The sequence below is a fragment of the Stenotrophomonas sp. FR024 genome, assembly GCF_047500745.2.
Classification (GTDB): Bacteria; Pseudomonadota; Gammaproteobacteria; order Xanthomonadales; family Xanthomonadaceae; genus Stenotrophomonas; species Stenotrophomonas maltophilia_A.
This window is the reverse complement of record NZ_JAXAXM020000019.1, coordinates 33,212-49,041: the sequence shown is the minus strand read 5'-3', so window position 1 is coordinate 49,041 and position 15,830 is coordinate 33,212. Positions and strand designations below refer to the sequence as shown.

Genomic DNA, 15,830 nt, shown 5'->3' with positions numbered 1-15,830 from the left:
AGCGCCCGACCGTTGGTCGGGCGACAATCGAATCAAAGGTAGCGCCCGACCGTTGGCCGGGCGACAACTGAACCAAGAGCTCCTCGTGCCAAAGACTTTCCATCGAACCGACCGTGTCTCCGCCCAGCTGCGCCGTGAACTCGGCACCCTGGTGCACAACGCCGTGCGCGAGCACGGGTTGCCCTCGGTGAGCGTGTCCGACGTGGAAATCACCCGCGACATGGCCCATGCCAAGGTATTCGTCACTGCGCTGATGCCGGAACGTTCGGCTGAAGCCGTGGCCGGCCTGAAGGAGCTGGGCTATCGCCTGCGCATGGACCTGGCCCGTGCGATGAAGCTGCGCCACGTGCCGGAGCTGCATTTCCACTACGACGACTCGGTCGACCGTGGTGAGCACATCGACAACATCCTGCGCGACCTGCCTGATACGCTGGCCGCCGAGAAGCGTCGCGAGAGCGACGAAGAATAACCGCGCGACGCCGGGCATGCCCGGCGTTGTTGCATTCCGGCTGCGCGATGTCTGATGCAGACCGCGCTGCAGCAGTCGGGCATGGCTCGACTCTACAAAATCCTGTCATGACCCGAATTCAGTTCCGCCGCCTGGATGGCATCCTGCTGCTCGACAAGTCGACCGGCATGAGCTCCAACGCCGCCCTGCAGGTGGCCCGTCGCCTGTTCCGTGCCGAAAAGGGTGGCCATACCGGCAGCCTCGATCCGCTGGCCACCGGCCTGTTGCCGCTGTGCTTCGGCGAGGCGACCAAGATTGCCGGTCTGCTGCTCGGCTCGGCCAAGGCCTACGACGCCGAGATCATGCTGGGCCAGACCACCGACACTGACGATTCCGAAGGCCAGGTGCTGCTGCAGCGCCCGGTGCCGGCGATCAGTGCCGAGGCCCTGCAGGCGGCGCTGGCGCCGCTGACCGGCAGCATCCGCCAGCGTGCACCGATCTATTCGGCACTGAAGCAGGGTGGGGAGCCGCTGTATGTGAAGGCCCGCCGTGGTGACGTCATCGAAGCGCCGGAGCGCGAGGTGCAGGTGCACGCCATCGAGGTGATGGAGCAGCAGCCCGAGCGGTTGCGGCTGCGCGTGACCTGCGGCTCCGGCACCTACATCCGCAGCCTGGCCCGCGACCTGGGCGAGGCACTGGGCTGCGGCGCTCACATCACTGCGTTGCGCCGGCTCTGGGTCGAGCCGTTCCATGAACCGGCGATGGTCACCCTGGACCAGCTGCGGGCGATGGTCGAGGCCGGTGACGAGGCCGGGATGGACGCGCTGCTGCTGCCGCTGGCGGCCGGCCTGGCTGAATACCCGCGGGTCGACCTCGATGCCGACCAGGCCCACCGCTTCTGCGTCGGCCAGCGCCAGCGGGACCTGTCCTGGCCGCATGGCCTGGTGGCGGTGTTTGGTCCGGACGACGCTGTCCAGGGCCTGGGCCAGGTCGACGAAAGCGGCCTGCTGGCCCCGCAGCGTCGTTTCAACCTCTGACCGGGCCCGGGCGGTTCAGCCCCGGTCCTTGTCCCGGAAGCCCCCGACCGTTACAATTTCGCGGCCGTTTTCCGGCAGCCTGCCTGGCGCAGGTTTCATCCTCGTAGTCCACGGCGAGCCTGGCGGTGCGCGAAGCGCGTTCCTGCCGGCCACGCATCACAGAGAAAATGAAATGTCGATCGACACCCAGAAGGTCATTGAAGACAACAAGCGCAGCTCGGCTGACACCGGCTCCCCGGAAGTCCAGGTTGCGCTGCTGACCGCCCGCATCGAACTGCTGACCGGCCACTTCAAGACCCACAAGAAGGATCACCACAGCCGCCGCGGCCTGCTGCAGATGGTCAACCGCCGTCGCAGCCTGCTCGACTACCTGAAGAAGAAGGACGTCGAGCGCTACAAGGCCCTGATCGAGAAGCTTGGCCTGCGTCGCTAAGCAACGAATCCCCCGCGGCGCAGCGATGCGCCGCGGTTTTGTTTTGTAGTACCGCAATCCCCGATTCGGGCCGGAACGATCCGGCCACCCGCTGGCGGCAAGGGTCGCCGACGGTCCAAATTCGCAGACAGCATCCCCAAGGACACCCTCCGTGGCAAAAATCACCAAAACCTTCCAGTACGGCAAGCACACCGTCACGCTTGAGACCGGCGAAGTCGCCCGTCAGGCCAGCGGCGCCGTCATCGTCAAGATGGACGACACCGTACTGCTGGTCACCGCCGTCGCCGCCAAGAGCGCGCGCGAAGGCCAGGACTTCTTCCCGCTGACCGTCGATTATCAGGAAAAGTTCTACGCCGGCGGCCGTATCCCGGGTGGTTTCTTCAAGCGTGAAGGCCGTGCGACCGAGAAGGAAACCCTGATCTCGCGTCTGATCGACCGTCCGATCCGTCCGCTGTTCCCGGAAGACTACAAGAACGAAGTGCAGATCATCGCCACGGTCATGTCGTTGAACCCGGACGTGGACGGCGACATCCCGGCCCTGATCGGTGCCTCCGCTGCCCTGGCCCTGGCCGGTACCCCGTTCATGGGTCCGATCGGCGCTGCCAAGGTCGGTTACAAGAACGGCGAGTACATCCTGAACCCGACCGTCAGCGAACTGGCTGACTCGCAGCTGGAACTGGTCGTCGCCGGTACCTCCAACGCCGTGCTGATGGTTGAATCCGAAGCCGCGCTGCTGTCCGAAGAAGTGATGCTGGGCGCCGTGACCTTCGGTCACCGCGAAATGCAGAAGGTCATCAACGCGATCAACGAGCTGACCGTCGAAGCCGGCACCAAGCCGTCGACCTGGGAAGCCCCGGCCAAGAACGACGCGCTGATCTCCGCCCTGAAGGAAGCCATCGGCCCGCGCCTGGGCGAAGCCTTCCAGGTGCGTGACAAGCTGCAGCGCCGCGACGCCATCTCGGCAATCAAGAAGGACGTGTTCGAAACCCTGGCTGGCCGCGTGGCCGCCGAAGGCTGGAACCCGGCCGAGCTGTCGAAGGAATTCGGCGAGCTGGAATACCGCACCATGCGTGACTCGGTGCTGGACACCAAGGTCCGTATCGACGGCCGTGCGCTGGACACCGTCCGCCCGATCGCCGTGAAGACCGGCGTGCTGCCGCGTACCCACGGTTCCTCGCTGTTCACCCGTGGCGAAACCCAGGCCATCGTGACCATCACCCTGGGCACCGCCCGTGACGGCCAGGTCATCGACGCCGTTGCCGGTGAGTACAAGGAAAACTTCCTGTTCCACTACAACTTCCCCCCGTTCTCGGTGGGTGAGTGCGGCCGCATGATGGGCCCGAAGCGCCGCGAAATCGGCCACGGTCGCCTGGCCAAGCGCGGCGTGCTGGCTGTCATGCCGTCGCTGGAAGCCTTCCCGTACACCATCCGCGTCGTCTCGGAAATCACCGAGTCGAACGGTTCCTCGTCGATGGCCTCGGTCTGCGGCTCGTCGCTGGCCCTGATGGACGCCGGCGTGCCGGTGAAGGCTCCGGTGGCCGGTATCGCCATGGGCCTGGTCAAGGAAGGCGAGCGCTTCGTCGTCCTGTCCGACATCCTGGGTGATGAAGATCACCTGGGCGACATGGACTTCAAGGTCGCCGGTACCGCTGAGGGCATCTCCGCCCTGCAGATGGACATCAAGATCGAAGGCATCACCGAAGAGATCATGAAGCAGGCCCTGCAGCAGGCCAAGGCTGGCCGTCTGCACATCCTGGGCGAAATGGCCCACGGCCTGACCGCTCCGCGTGAAGAGCTGTCGGACTACGCGCCGCGCCTGCTGACCATCAAGATCCACCCGGACAAGATCCGCGAAGTGATCGGCAAGGGTGGTTCGACCATCCAGGCCATCACCAAGGAAACCGGCACCCAGATCGACATCCAGGACGACGGCACCATCGTCATCGCTTCGGTCAACGCCATCGCTGCGCAGGCCGCCAAGGCCCGCATCGAGCAGATCACCTCGGACGTCGAACCGGGCCGCATCTATGAAGGCAAGGTTGCCAAGATCATGGACTTCGGTGCGTTCGTCACCATCCTGCCGGGCAAGGACGGTCTGGTCCACGTCTCGCAGATCTCCAGCGATCGCGTCGAGAAGGTCGGCGACGTGCTGAAGGAAGGCGATGTGGTCAAGGTCAAGGTGCTGGAAGTCGACAAGCAGGGCCGTATCCGCCTGTCGATGAAGGCCGTTGAAGAAGGCGAAGCCGCCAGCGCCGAATAATCGACCTCCGGTCGATTACGGTAGGTGTCAACCTTGGTTGACACGCTTCTGGAATCGCTGAATTGAAAAAGCGGGCTTCGGCCCGCTTTTTCTTTGCCTCGCTGTTATGAAGAGCCGCGCACCCAGGTCGTTGCATGTCCTGCCGCAGTGCACGAGAGGCGCTACGCAGCCATCGTTCTGTCGCGGTTGCGCGGATCGCACCTGTCCACTGGACGACATGCCGCGACAACCGTCCCGCAGCCCCATCCGTTTGCTAACGTGGCGGCGCCTTCGAACCGGGAGATCCTATGTTCCGCCAGACCGTGGCCGTCCTTGCCGTGCTGATTGCCGGCGCCCTGCCCATTGCCTTGCATGCCGCGCCCGCACAGCCGCCGATCTTCGGTGCCTACTACCCCGGCGGCTCGGCCGAGCGCTACCCGGTGTCGAGCATTCCGGCCGAGCGCCTCACCCACCTGTTCTACGCGTTCTCCACCATCGAGGACGGCCGCTGCACGGTCGGCGCCGAAGCGCCGAAGAATTTTGCTGCGCTGGCCGAGCTGAAGAAGGCGCACCCGCATCTGCGCACGCTGATCTCAATTGGCGGATGGGGCGCAGGTGGATTCTCCGATGCAGCGCTGACCGAGGCCAGCCGCAAGCGCCTGGTCGACTCATGCATGGCGCTGTTCTTCGATCGTCATGCTGGCAGTTTCGATGGCGTGGACATCGACTGGGAGTTCCCGGTCAGTGGCGGACCGAAGGAGCTGGCACACCGCCCGCAGGACCGCGCCAATCTGACCCGGCTCGCGCAGGCGTTCCGCGTGGCCCTTGATGCGCATGGCCGCAAGGCGGGGCAGCCGATGCTGTTGACCGCCGCACTGGCCGCCGGTCGCCTGCAGACCGATGGCCCCTATGATCCAGCCGCAAGCTATGACCTGCCGGCGCTGGCCAAGGTGTTCGATTTCATCAACCTGATGAGCTACGACATGGGCACCGGCTTCTCGGCGGTGTCGACGTTCAATGCGCCCCTGCATGAAGTGCCGACCGATCCGCTGGCGCCGGAACTGCGGCGCTGGAACAACGTTGCCGGCGCGGTGCAGTACTACCGCGAGCGCGGGGTGCCAGCCCACAAGCTGGTGCTGGGTGTGCCGTTCTACGGGCGCGGCTTCAAGGTCACCGGCGATGCGCCGGATGGGCTGTACCAGTCCTACAGTGCACCGGCCGATGCCGGCGACTGGCGCGTGATCAAGGCGCGCTATCTCGACCAGCCGGGCTGGACGAAGCACTGGCAACCACAGGCGCAGAGCCCGTGGCTGTACAACGCCGAGCAGAAGGTTTTCATCAGCTATGAAGACCCGCGCTCGATCGGCCTGCGTGCGCAGTTCGCCCGCGAGCAGGGCCTGGCCGGCGTCTTCATGTGGGAGCTGACCGGCGACGACGAACAGGCCAGCCTGCTCAACGCCATGCTGGGCCCCTGGCAGAAGGCACGCATCGGCGATTGAGCTGCATCAGGCGATGTCCGGCGCAACGCCGCAACGCCATCGGCCCGACCCCGCACAGCATCTCCATGCCCGCAGCGCTACGCTGCGGGCATGATCCATCTCGAACGCCTGGACCATCTGGTCCTCACCGTCGCCGACATCGACCGCAGCTGTGATTTCTACCGGCGCGTGCTCGGCATGCAGGTCGTGCGCTTCGGCGCCGGTCGTACCGCGCTGCAGTTCGGCCAGCAGAAGATCAACCTGCATCCGGCCAGCGCCCCGCTGCAACCGCATGCGCTGCGGCCCATGCCGGGCAGCGCCGATCTGTGCCTGGTCACGCGCACGGCGACGACCGATGTGCTGGCTCACCTGCAGGCGCAGTCCGTTGCAGTGGAGGAGGGGCCGGTCGCACGTACCGGCGCGCTGGGGCCGATCGAATCGGTGTACTTCCGCGACCCGGATGGCAACCTGATCGAAGTGAGTCGTTACCCCGGCGAGGCATGATCCTGCTTGGGTAGCGTCGAACTTGCTCGACGGAGCTTGGCGCGAGATCAACAGCTGTCGAGCATGCTCGACGCTACAGGGGGCGTTGCGCGTAACGGTCGGTAGCGCCGGGCCATGCCCGGCGACGGCTCAGTTGGCCCAGACGCTGTTGGGGTCGCCATTGCGGGCGCGGCGTTGGCTGGCCACAGCCAGGCGGGCGAAGCCGAAGGCCATGGCCAGCGCGATGGCATCGACCCAGAACAGCGGCCAGTGGCCACGCGCGGCCGCACGCCACAGCCAGTCACCATTGAGCGCGCCATGCAGGATCGGCACCAGCGCGGTGCTGATCGCCGCCGCCCACAGCAGTTCGCGTGCCGCCTGCGCCGGGCGTCGCAGCGCGGCCCACAGCGCACAGGCCGCCCAGCTGCCGAAGCAGGCCCAGCGGATGCCGTGGTCGACCGCGGACGGTGCCAGCCGCTCCAGCACCAGTGCGGTGACGAACGCCACCGAAATCGCAACGCACAGCCCGATGCAGACGCCGACCGTGGCCCGTGCCATGTTCACCCCGGCACGCGGTTGCTGCGGCTGGCGACGCTTGCGCCGCGATTCGATCCACAACAGGTTGCCGGAGTAGAACAGGAAGGCACCGCCAAGGCCGAGCAGGAAGTACAGCCAGACCACCACGCCGTTGCCGAACTCGCCGAAGTGCAGCGCGTAGGCGGCGCTGAGCGTGGCGTGGTTGGCGTCGCGCTGGCCGGGCAGCTGCGAGGCCAGGACGTTGCCGGTGGCCACGTCCAGTGCCACCGCGCCGAGCGGGCCGAGCGTGCCGGTGGATTCGCCGGTGATCTCGATGGTGGCGTTGGCATCGCCGGCGTTGGCCAGCTTCAGGTAGGCCGGTTCGAAATTGGCCACGCCCTGTGCGCGGGCCACTTCAAGCGCGCGTGCATACAGCAGGCGCAGGCTGCCAGGCGGTGCCGGGATGCCGCTGGCGTCGCGCACAGGCGCGGTGTCCATTGCGGTCGGTACCGCCTGCAGGGCCTTGCCGTCGTAGATCAGCGGGTTGAGCAGGGCCATCTGCACGAACACCAGGCAGAGCAGGGCGCCAGTGACCGCGAACATCAGGTGGAAGGGCAGGCTGAGCACGCCGATCACGTTGTGCGCGTCCTGCCACAGCTGCTTCAGGTTGCGGCCCGGACGCAGTGCGAACAGATCACCGAACAGCTTTGGCAGGTGGATCACCAGGCCGCTGAGCAGTGCCATGCCATACAGCAGGCTGACGATGCCCATCACGTAGATGCCGGCCACCGGCAGGCCGAGGCTGTAATGCAGCTCGTTGACCAGTTCGGCCAGCCCGGTCTGTGGCGGCGTCGGGCTGCCGGCGATCTGTCCCGGCCAGGCGTAGCGCCAGCTGCCGTCATCGGCCTGCCAGTAGGCCAGTGGCTGCGGGTGTTCGGTGCCGGGGAAGGTCATGCCGACGTGGCGGCGCGCTTCCGGATGCGCGGCAAGCACGTCTTCCAGCAGGTACTGCGCGTCGTCCAGGCCGGCGGGGAGTGCGGTGGCTGCACCGGGCGTCTGCCACAGCGGCAGGTCGTGGTGGAACAGGGTCAGCGCACCCGCGTAGAAGGCCACGAACAGGCCGAAGCCGGCAACCAGGCCGACCCAGGTGTGCAGGGTGGTGAACGTGCGCAGCGTCTGCGAACTGAACTTCATGGGAAAGGTCTCATTGCACCGCGCCGGTCAGGCGCAGCAGCCCGAGCACGGCAAAGCCGGCGGCGGCGCTGCCGGCCAGCACCAGCCAGGCGCGCAGCGCGCTGCGGAAACTGAACGCCCACAGGGCGGCCAGCATCCACAGCGGGATGAAGGCGATGAGGGTCGGCACCAGCGCCCGTTGCCACGGGCCGGGCGGCAGCCAAGCCAGCAGGCCGGTGACGGCGGCGGCGAGGAGGAAGCCGGCGATGATGCCGGCAAGGGCACGCGGCCACATCAGGGCGACTCCGTACCGGGGCGGTGCCAGGCTGCCAGCGCCGGCAGCAGCATGGCGGCCAGCATCCAGGTGCACAGCATCGCCACCAGGCCGGCGGCAAAACCAAACTCGGCCATCCACAGCCACAGCGCGGCGGCAGCGGCGACCAGGCCGATCTGGCGGCCAAGGCGGCCGGCACGGCGCAGGCGCGGCCAGCGGCAGTGTGGCGAGGCGGCATAGAAGGCCAGCGCCGAGAACATCGCCGCCAGCATGCCCAGGCTGCAGAAGCCGAGCGTGGAAAGGCCGACGGTGATCATCGCGGGCGGCCAGCGTGGCAGCGGGCCGGCGAACGCGGGGCACGGGCGGGGCCGGCGGGAGCCGGTCGGAGCGGGTGGCGCATCACGGGGTCCTGGGGGAAAGCGGGCAGGCTGGCACAGGGCGGCCTGCGCCGACATGGTAATCATTGCAATTTCACGCTGCCAGCGAGACCCATTCAGCGGACCGTACGGTAGGCCTTGGGCTTTCCCCTGCGCTGGTTTAAGATCAGCGTAGAACCCTGACTGGAACAAGGTGGCCCGCGCCCAGCGCCGGCCGAGCGTGCGACATGAGCACTACCACCGCCCACTGTTGACCTGCCCCCGAAGGCCCTGTGTTCCAGGCGCCCTCGTGGCGCTTTTTTATTGCCCGGGCGCCGCCCCGGGAACGCTTTCCAGCCCGCCCCGCGGGCCCCGCACGAAGCCACTGCGATGATCAACATTACTCTTCCCGACGGCAGCCGCCGCGAATTCGAAAACCCCGTCAGCGTCATGGAGGTCGCCCAGTCGATCGGCGCCGGCCTGGCCAAGGCCACCATCGCCGGTGCCGTGGATGGCGTGCTGGTCGATGCCAGCGACGTCATCGACCACGATGCCAGCCTGCGCATCATCACCGCCAAGGACGAGGAGGGCGTGGAGATCATCCGCCACTCCTGCGCCCACCTGGTCGGCCACGCCGTCAAGCAGCTGTACCCGGACGTGAAGATGGTGATCGGCCCAGTGATCGCCGAGGGCTTCTACTACGACATCTACTCCGAGCGCCCGTTCACCCCGGACGACATGGCCGCGATCGAGAAGCGCATGGGTGAACTGATCGCCCAGGACTACGACGTCATCAAGAAGGTGACGCCGCGCGCCGAAGTGATCGAGATCTTCAAGGCCCGTGGCGAGGACTACAAGCTGCGCCTGATCGAGGACATGTCCGACGACATCCAGGCGATGGGCATGTATTACCACCAGGAATACGTGGACATGTGCCGCGGCCCGCACGTGCCGAACACGCGCTTCCTGAAGGCCTTCAAGCTGACCCGCATCTCCGGTGCCTACTGGCGCGGTGACGCGCAGAACGAGCAGCTGCAGCGCATCTACGGCACCGCCTGGGCCGACAAGAAGCAGCTCGAGGCGTACATCAAGCGCATCGAAGAAGCCGAGATGCGCGACCACCGCCGCATCGGCAAGCAGCAGGACCTGTTCCACCTGCAGGAAGAAGCGCCGGGCCTGGTGTTCTGGCACCCGAAGGGCTGGGCACTGTGGCAGGTGGTCGAGCAGTACATGCGCAAGGTGTACCGCAAGACCGGCTACGGCGAAGTGCGCTGCCCGCAGATCCTGGACGTGAGCCTGTGGCAGAAGTCCGGCCACTGGGACAACTACCAGGACGCGATGTTCTTCACCGAATCGGAGAAGCGCACCTACGCGCTCAAGCCGATGAACTGCCCGGGCCACGTGCAGGTGTTCAACCAGGGCCTGCACAGCTACCGCGACCTGCCGATCCGCTATGGTGAGTTCGGTGCCTGCCACCGCAACGAGCCGTCCGGCGCGCTGCACGGCATCCTGCGCGTGCGTGGTTTCACCCAGGACGACGGCCACGTGTTCTGCACGGAAAACCAGGTCGAGGCGGAAGTGACCGCGTTCCACCAGCAGGCGCTGGCGGTCTACCAGCACTTCGGCTTCGATGAGATCCAGGTCAAGATCGCGCTGCGTCCGGAATCGCGCCTGGGTGACGACGCCACCTGGGACAAGGCCGAGGGCGCGCTGCGCTCGGCACTGTCCAGCAACGGGGTGGAGTGGCAGGAGCTGCCGGGCGAGGGCGCCTTCTACGGCCCGAAGATCGAGTACCACCTGAAGGACGCGATCGGCCGTACCTGGCAGCTGGGCACCATGCAGGTCGACTTCATGATGCCGGGCCGTCTGGGCGCCGAGTACGTGGACGAGAACAGCCAGAAGAAGCACCCGGTCATGCTGCATCGCGCCATCGTGGGCTCGATGGAGCGCTTCCTGGGCATCCTGATCGAGCACCATGCCGGCCAGTTCCCGACCTGGCTGGCGCCGACCCAGGTGGTGGTGGCCAACATCACCGACGCTCAGGCCGAGTACGTCTCGGGCGTGACCAAAACCCTTGCGGAGCAAGGCTTCCGCGTCAGCTCGGATTTGCGTAACGAGAAGATCGGCTATAAAATCCGCGAGCATACGTTGCAGCGCGTGCCCTACCTGCTGGTCATTGGTGACCGCGAGAAGGAAAATGGGGCTGTGGCGGTGCGTACGCGTTCTGGCGAAGACCTGGGCAGCATGAGCCTGCAGGCCTTCATCGAGCGGCTCCAGGCCGAGGGCGCGTAAGCAAAGGTCCGGTCCGGGGGCACAGGCACCCGGACCGGTTCGATACCCTTGGGAGAACGTAATATCAGCACCCCTGACAACAAACAGAACCGCAAGAATCAGGAAATCCGTGTGCCGCGCGTCCGCGTGATCGGCAGTGACGGAGAAATGATCGGCGTGTTGTCGCGCGACGAAGCGCTGTCCATGGCCGAAGATGAAGGCCTGGACCTGGTCGAAATCCAGCCGCAGGCCGATCCGCCGGTCTGCAAGATCATGGACTTCGGCAAGTTCAAGTTCGAAGCGCAGAAGAAGGCCAGCGAGGCCAAGAAGAAGACCAAGCAGGTCGAGATCAAGGAAGTGAAGTTCCGTCCGGTCACGGACGAGGGCGACTACCAGATCAAGCTGCGCAAGATGCGCGGGTTCCTCGAAGATGGTGACAAGATCAAGGTCAACATCCGTTTCCGTGGCCGTGAAATGAGCCACCAGGAACTGGGCCGCGAAATGGCCAACCGGATCGAGACCGATCTGGGCGAGGACATCGTCATTGAATCCCGTCCGCGCCTGGAAGGGCGTCAGATGGTCATGATGATCGCGCCGAAGAAGAAGACCTGAGGCCTGACGGGCCGCCTTCCGGGGCGCCTGGCTGAATGGTTCAGGGTAGAGGGACGCCATGGGCGTCCCTTTGCTTTTGCAGGAAGCCGGTGAATTGCCGGCGAAAGGGTTGCAGGGGCTGGTGGCAGGGCGGTTTTGCCTGTATCATGCCCGGCTCGACCCACCCAGGACGGGTCGTACGCCGATCATGGCAGGACGGAAAGAGCGGCCCAGGCCGCCGCCAGATCAGTCAGAAACCAGGGTCATATCCCATCAAGGACATTGCAATGCCCAAGATCAAGACCAACCGGGCAGCGGCCAAGCGTTTCCGCAAGACCGCCTCGGGCAAGTACAAGTGCGGCCACGCCAACCGTAGCCACATCCTCACGAAGAAAGCGACCAAGCGTAAGCGTAATCTGCGTCAGACGGGCCATGTCCGTGCAGAAGACGCAGGCCGTCTGGACCGCATGCTCCCTTACCTCTGAGGAACTGAAAAATGGCACGAGTTAAGCGTGGCGTACAGGCGCGTCGCCGCCACAAGAAGATTCTGGATCTCGCCAAGGGCTATTACAACGCCCGTCGCAAGGTCTTCCGCGTCGCCAAGCAGGCGGTCATCAAGGCACAGCAGTACGCCTACATCGGCCGTAAGCAGAAGAAGCGCAACTTCCGTTCGCTGTGGATCACCCGTATCAATGCGGCTGCCCGCATCAACGGCCTGAGCTACAGCCGCTTCATGAACGGTCTGCTGAAGGCCGGCATCACCCTGGATCGCAAGGTCCTGGCTGACATCGCCGTGCACGACGCAGCCGGCTTTACCGCGCTGGCCGAAAAGGCCAAGGGCGCGCTGGCGGCATAAGTCCTTCCCGATGCCGTAACCGTTCACTCGGAACGGTGTCAGGTCAAGGCAATGCATGGGGAAGGGCGCAAGTCCTTCCCCATTCTTTTTTGGGTCCCGGTGAGGCCATGACGGCAGCGCGGGGACGGCGGTGGCGACAGGGGTCGGCCCTTCGCGCATCGCGATGGCAGATCGACTGGAGTTCCGGCCCCCCATGAGCGACATCCAATCCCTCACCACCCAGGCGCTGGCCGATGTGGCCGCCGCACAGAGCCCCGACGTGCTGGAACAGCTGCGCGTGGCCCTGCTTGGCAAGAGTGGCAGCATCACCTCGCAGCTCAAGCAGCTCGGCGCCCTGCCGGCCGACGAGCGCAAGGCCGCCGGTGAAGCGATCAACCAGGCCCGCGACGCGCTGACCCGCGCGCTGGGCGAGCGCAAGGCGCTGCTGGAAGACGCGGCACTGGATGCGCGCCTGGCCGCCGAAGCCATCGACATCACCCTGCCGGGCCGCAATGGCGACCGCGCCGGCCTGCATCCGATCACCCGCACCCTGGAGCGCATCACCGGCATCTTCGGCCGGCTGGGCTACGAGCTGTCGGAAGGGCCGGAGATCGAGGATGACTGGCACAACTTCGAGGCGCTGAACTTCCCGCCGCACCACCCGGCGCGCGCCATGCACGACACCTTCTACTTCGGCGACGGCCGCCTGCTGCGCACGCATACCTCCGGTGTGCAGGTGCGCTACATGGGCGACCACGCGCCGCCGCTGCGCATGATCGCCGCCGGCAAGGTGTACCGCAGCGACAGCGACCAGACCCATTCGCCGATGTTCCACCAGGTGGAAGGCCTGCTGGTGGACGAGCATTCGACCTTCGCCGACCTGAAGGGCACGCTGGCCGAGTTCGTGCGCGCCTTCTTCGAGCGCGACTTCGAGATGCGCTTCCGTCCCAGCTACTTCCCGTTCGTTGAACCGGGCGCGGAAGTGGACATCGCCTGGCAGCAGCCCGATGGCAGCACCCGCTGGCTGGAAGTGCTCGGCTGCGGCATGGTCCATCCGAACGTGCTGCGAAACGTCGGCATCGATCCGGAGCGCTACACCGGCTTTGCCTTCGGCATGGGCGTGGAGCGCTTTGCGATGTTGCGTTACGGCGTCAACGATCTGCGCGCGTTCTTCGAGAACGACGTGCGCTTCCTCAAGCAGTTCGCGTAAGCGCCGGTCCGTAGAGTCGAGCTTGCTCGACTGCTTCTAAATTCGCAGGCCCAGGCGCATGCGCCGGGCCCACCAGGGTGACACCATGAAATTCTCCGAAAACTGGCTGCGCAGCCACGTCCCGACCCGCGCTTCGCGCGATGAACTGAGTGCGGTGCTGACCGCCATCGGCCTGGAAGTGGAAGACGTGACCGCGCTGGGCGAAGGCCTCGAGCACGTGGTCGTGGCGCGCATCGTCGACGCCGTACGCCATCCGGAAGCCGACCGCCTGCAGGTGTGCAAGGTCGATGCCGGGCAGGGCGAGCTGCTGCAGATCGTGTGCGGCGCACCGAACGCACGTCCGGGCCTGGTTGCGCCGCTGGCGATGGTCGGCGCGCAGATTGGCGAGCTGAAGATCAAGCCGGCCAAGCTGCGCGGTGTCGAGTCCAACGGCATGCTGTGCTCGGCCAAGGAGCTGGGCCTGGACAACGATGCCTCCGGCCTGCTGGAACTGCCGGATGACGCACCGGTCGGCCAGGCTCTGGTCGAGTACCTGGGCCTGCCGGACGCCAGCATCGAGATCAAGCTGACCCCGAACCGCGCCGACTGCTTCAGCCTGCGCGGCATCGCCTACGACGTCGCCGCGGCCACCCGCAGCGACGTGCTGGATTTCACCGCCGAGGCGATTCCCGCCATCGGCAGCCGTGAGCTGGCCATCCAGCTCGACGCCGGCGCCGAAGCACCGCGTTACCTGGGCCGTGTCATCGAAGGCGTCAACGCCGCCGCCAGGACCCCGCTGTGGATGGCCGAGCGCCTGCGCCGCAGCGGCGTGCGCCCGGTCTCGCTGCTGGTCGACATCACCCAGTACGTGATGCTCGAGCTCGGCCAGCCGATGCACGCGTACGACCTGGGCACCCTGCAGGGCAGCATCGCCGTGCGCCGTTCGCGTGCCGGCGAGAGCCTGAAGCTGCTGGACGGCCGCGATGCCGCGCTGGACGACAGCTTCCTGGTGGTCACCGACGCCGATCGTGCGGTCGGCCTGGCCGGCCTGATGGGCGGCTTCGACACCCGCGTCACCGACGCGACCACCGCCGTGTTCCTGGAAGCCGCGCACTTCGCGCCGGCCGCGATCATGGGCCGTGGCCGCAAGCTGGGCCTGCACACCGATGCCGGCCACCGCTTCGAGCGCGGTGTCGACCCGGCACTGCCGCGTACCGCCATCGAGTACGCCACCCGCCTGGTGCTGGACCTGGCCGGCGGCACCCCGGCGCCGGTCACCGAGGCCGTGCGTGAGGCCGATCTGCCGCAGCCGGCAACCATCGTGCTGCGCCGCGCCCGCATCACCCGCGTGCTCGGCATCACCATCGAAGATGCGGAAGTGGAGCGCATCCTGCGCGCGCTGGGCATGGACGTGGTTGCCACCGCCGACGGCTGGCAGGTCACGGCGCCGAGCCGCCGCTTCGACATCGCCATCGAAGAAGACCTGATCGAAGAGCTGGCCCGCATCCACGGTTACGAGCAGATCCCGACCACGCTGCCGGGCGGCGCCTCGCGCGTGGCGATGCCGAGCGAGACCCAGCTGGACGCGCTGAGCGTGCGCCGCCAGCTGATCGCCCGTGACCAGCAGGAAACCGTCAATTTCGCCTTCGTCGACGATGCGCTGCTGAGCCAGTGGCAGCTGCGCGACAACCTGGTGCCGCTGGCCAACCCGCTGTCGGCCGAACTGGCGGTGATGCGCCCGTCGCTGCTGCCAGGCCTAGTCGCCACGTTGGGCCGTAACGCCGCCCGCCAGCTGGGCCGCGTGCGCCTGTTCGAACTGGGCCGCGTGTTCGCCCAGCCGGCCGGCGACGGCCGGCCGGCGCCGCTGGAAACCCCGCGCGTGGCCGCTGCGGTCTGTGGCGATGCACAGGCACTGCAGTGGGGCCTGCCGGCCCGCAAGGTCGATTTCCATGACCTGAAGGGCGATCTGGAATCGCTGGCCGCTGCCAGTGGTGCGGTACTGGAGTTCCGCCCGTCGGCCCGCCCCTACGGCCACCCGGCCCGTTCGGCCGAGGTGTTCCGCGATGGCGTGGCGATCGGCTGGATCGGGCAGATCCACCCGCGTCTGGCCAAGGCAATGGACATCGAAGCCGACGTCTACGCCTTCGAACTGGACCTGGGGCCGCTGACCGCCCGCCGCCTGCCGCGTGCCGGCGAGCTGTCGCGCTTCCCGGCAGTGCGCCGCGACCTGGCATTCCTGGTGCCTGAACAGGTGGCCTGGGCCGATCTCGCGGCCACCGTCCGCCAGGCTGCTGGCCCGCTGCTGCGCGACCTGAACCTGTTCGACCGCTACGTCGGCCAGGGCGTCGAGCCGGGATTCAAGAGTCTCGCTATGGGCTTGATTTTGCAGGACAAGTCGCGCACTCTGACGGACCGCGACGTGGATGCGGTGGTGGCCGAGGCGGTCACTGCCATCGAGCGTGAACATCACGCCCGGATCCGCGGCTGAGCGGGCAGCACTCGGGGGT

At 66.6% G+C, this 15,830-nt stretch carries 15 protein-coding genes; 12 read left to right on the top strand and 3 right to left on the bottom strand.

The annotated features are described in order from the left end of the window. Window positions 1–85 precede the first annotated feature (85 nt). The 6 genes from rbfA to ACMZ91_RS18065 all read left to right on the top strand — a co-directional run bounded on the left by rbfA (window position 86) and on the right by ACMZ91_RS18065 (window position 6,139). On the top strand, window positions 86–469 hold the full coding sequence (rbfA, locus tag ACMZ91_RS18090) for a 30S ribosome-binding factor RbfA (RefSeq protein WP_005410447.1): 384 nt from the start codon (window positions 86–88) through the stop codon (window positions 467–469). 107 nt (window positions 470–576) lie between these two features. After that, window positions 577–1,485: a tRNA pseudouridine(55) synthase TruB gene (gene truB, locus ACMZ91_RS18085; protein WP_134951919.1), complete on the top strand. Its 909-nt coding sequence runs from the start codon at window positions 577–579 to the stop codon at window positions 1,483–1,485. A 172-nt stretch (window positions 1,486–1,657) separates the two neighbouring features. After that, window positions 1,658–1,918, top strand: a complete 261-nt coding sequence (gene rpsO, locus ACMZ91_RS18080; RefSeq protein ID WP_005410445.1) for a 30S ribosomal protein S15 — start codon at window positions 1,658–1,660, stop codon at window positions 1,916–1,918. A gap of 151 nt (window positions 1,919–2,069) precedes the next feature. Then, window positions 2,070–4,178: a polyribonucleotide nucleotidyltransferase gene (pnp, locus tag ACMZ91_RS18075; RefSeq protein WP_134951918.1), complete on the top strand. Its 2,109-nt coding sequence runs from the start codon at window positions 2,070–2,072 to the stop codon at window positions 4,176–4,178. Between the two features lie 287 nt (window positions 4,179–4,465). Further along, window positions 4,466–5,656 carry a glycoside hydrolase family 18 protein gene (locus ACMZ91_RS18070; protein WP_414578021.1) on the top strand — a complete coding sequence of 397 codons (1,191 nt, stop codon included), beginning with the start codon at window positions 4,466–4,468 and terminating at the stop codon, window positions 5,654–5,656. A gap of 90 nt (window positions 5,657–5,746) precedes the next feature. Beyond that, window positions 5,747–6,139, top strand: a complete 393-nt coding sequence (locus tag ACMZ91_RS18065) for a VOC family protein (RefSeq protein ID WP_134951917.1) — start codon at window positions 5,747–5,749, stop codon at window positions 6,137–6,139. A gap of 129 nt (window positions 6,140–6,268) precedes the next feature. Here ACMZ91_RS18065 and ACMZ91_RS18060 read toward each other — a convergent pair whose 3' ends face one another. From ACMZ91_RS18060 to ACMZ91_RS18050, 3 genes are read right to left on the bottom strand one after another with little or no spacing between them, the layout of a single operon-like run. Next, entirely contained in the window at window positions 6,269–7,828 is a 1,560-nt protein-coding gene (locus ACMZ91_RS18060) for a PepSY-associated TM helix domain-containing protein (RefSeq protein WP_414578019.1), read from the bottom strand. Window positions 7,829–7,838: 10 nt separating this feature from the next. Further along, window positions 7,839–8,102: a membrane protein gene (locus ACMZ91_RS18055; protein WP_032128657.1), complete on the bottom strand. Its 264-nt coding sequence runs from the start codon at window positions 8,100–8,102 to the stop codon at window positions 7,839–7,841. After that, window positions 8,102–8,398, bottom strand: coding sequence for a hypothetical protein (locus ACMZ91_RS18050; protein WP_049462115.1), 297 nt, complete (start codon window positions 8,396–8,398; stop codon window positions 8,102–8,104). The genes ACMZ91_RS18055 and ACMZ91_RS18050 overlap by 1 nt, the downstream gene beginning before the upstream one ends. Window positions 8,399–8,827: 429 nt before the next feature. Between ACMZ91_RS18050 and thrS the strand changes: the two genes are divergently transcribed. The 6 genes from thrS (at window position 8,828) to pheT (ending at window position 15,811) form a co-directional block, all read left to right on the top strand. Continuing rightward, complete coding sequence (thrS, locus tag ACMZ91_RS18045) at window positions 8,828–10,729, top strand: threonine--tRNA ligase (RefSeq protein WP_049401217.1); 1,902 nt, start codon at window positions 8,828–8,830, stop codon at window positions 10,727–10,729. Window positions 10,730–10,777: 48 nt separating this feature from the next. Beyond that, entirely contained in the window at window positions 10,778–11,320 is a 543-nt protein-coding gene (infC, locus tag ACMZ91_RS18040) for a translation initiation factor IF-3 (RefSeq protein ID WP_005410437.1), read from the top strand. Between the two features lie 266 nt (window positions 11,321–11,586). Beyond that, on the top strand, window positions 11,587–11,784 hold the full coding sequence (gene rpmI, locus ACMZ91_RS18035; RefSeq protein WP_005410436.1) for a 50S ribosomal protein L35: 198 nt from the start codon (window positions 11,587–11,589) through the stop codon (window positions 11,782–11,784). A gap of 11 nt (window positions 11,785–11,795) precedes the next feature. Continuing rightward, window positions 11,796–12,155: a 50S ribosomal protein L20 gene (gene rplT / locus ACMZ91_RS18030; RefSeq protein ID WP_006380762.1), complete on the top strand. Its 360-nt coding sequence runs from the start codon at window positions 11,796–11,798 to the stop codon at window positions 12,153–12,155. 193 nt (window positions 12,156–12,348) lie between these two features. Next, a complete protein-coding gene (locus tag ACMZ91_RS18025) occupies window positions 12,349–13,344 on the top strand; it encodes a phenylalanine--tRNA ligase subunit alpha (RefSeq protein ID WP_005417865.1) in 996 nt (331 codons plus the stop codon). A gap of 85 nt (window positions 13,345–13,429) precedes the next feature. Further along, window positions 13,430–15,811, top strand: coding sequence for a phenylalanine--tRNA ligase subunit beta (gene pheT / locus ACMZ91_RS18020; protein WP_049462120.1), 2,382 nt, complete (start codon window positions 13,430–13,432; stop codon window positions 15,809–15,811). The last annotated feature ends 19 nt before the right edge of the window (window positions 15,812–15,830 follow it).

Coding starts and splice junctions, on each gene's coding strand:
- rpmI (WP_005410436.1), top strand. CDS start 11,587: ATGCCCAAGATCAAGACCAACCGGGCAGCGGCCAAGCGTTTCCGCAAG.
- ACMZ91_RS18060 (WP_414578019.1), bottom strand. CDS start 7,828: ATGAAGTTCAGTTCGCAGACGCTGCGCACGTTCACCACCCTGCACACC.
- ACMZ91_RS18065 (WP_134951917.1), top strand. CDS start 5,747: ATGATCCATCTCGAACGCCTGGACCATCTGGTCCTCACCGTCGCCGAC.
- ACMZ91_RS18025 (WP_005417865.1), top strand. CDS start 12,349: ATGAGCGACATCCAATCCCTCACCACCCAGGCGCTGGCCGATGTGGCC.
- ACMZ91_RS18050 (WP_049462115.1), bottom strand. CDS start 8,398: ATGATCACCGTCGGCCTTTCCACGCTCGGCTTCTGCAGCCTGGGCATG.
- rpsO (WP_005410445.1), top strand. CDS start 1,658: ATGTCGATCGACACCCAGAAGGTCATTGAAGACAACAAGCGCAGCTCG.
- rplT (WP_006380762.1), top strand. CDS start 11,796: ATGGCACGAGTTAAGCGTGGCGTACAGGCGCGTCGCCGCCACAAGAAG.
- ACMZ91_RS18070 (WP_414578021.1), top strand. CDS start 4,466: ATGTTCCGCCAGACCGTGGCCGTCCTTGCCGTGCTGATTGCCGGCGCC.
- ACMZ91_RS18055 (WP_032128657.1), bottom strand. CDS start 8,102: ATGTGGCCGCGTGCCCTTGCCGGCATCATCGCCGGCTTCCTCCTCGCC.
- pheT (WP_049462120.1), top strand. CDS start 13,430: ATGAAATTCTCCGAAAACTGGCTGCGCAGCCACGTCCCGACCCGCGCT.
- truB (WP_134951919.1), top strand. CDS start 577: ATGACCCGAATTCAGTTCCGCCGCCTGGATGGCATCCTGCTGCTCGAC.
- thrS (WP_049401217.1), top strand. CDS start 8,828: ATGATCAACATTACTCTTCCCGACGGCAGCCGCCGCGAATTCGAAAAC.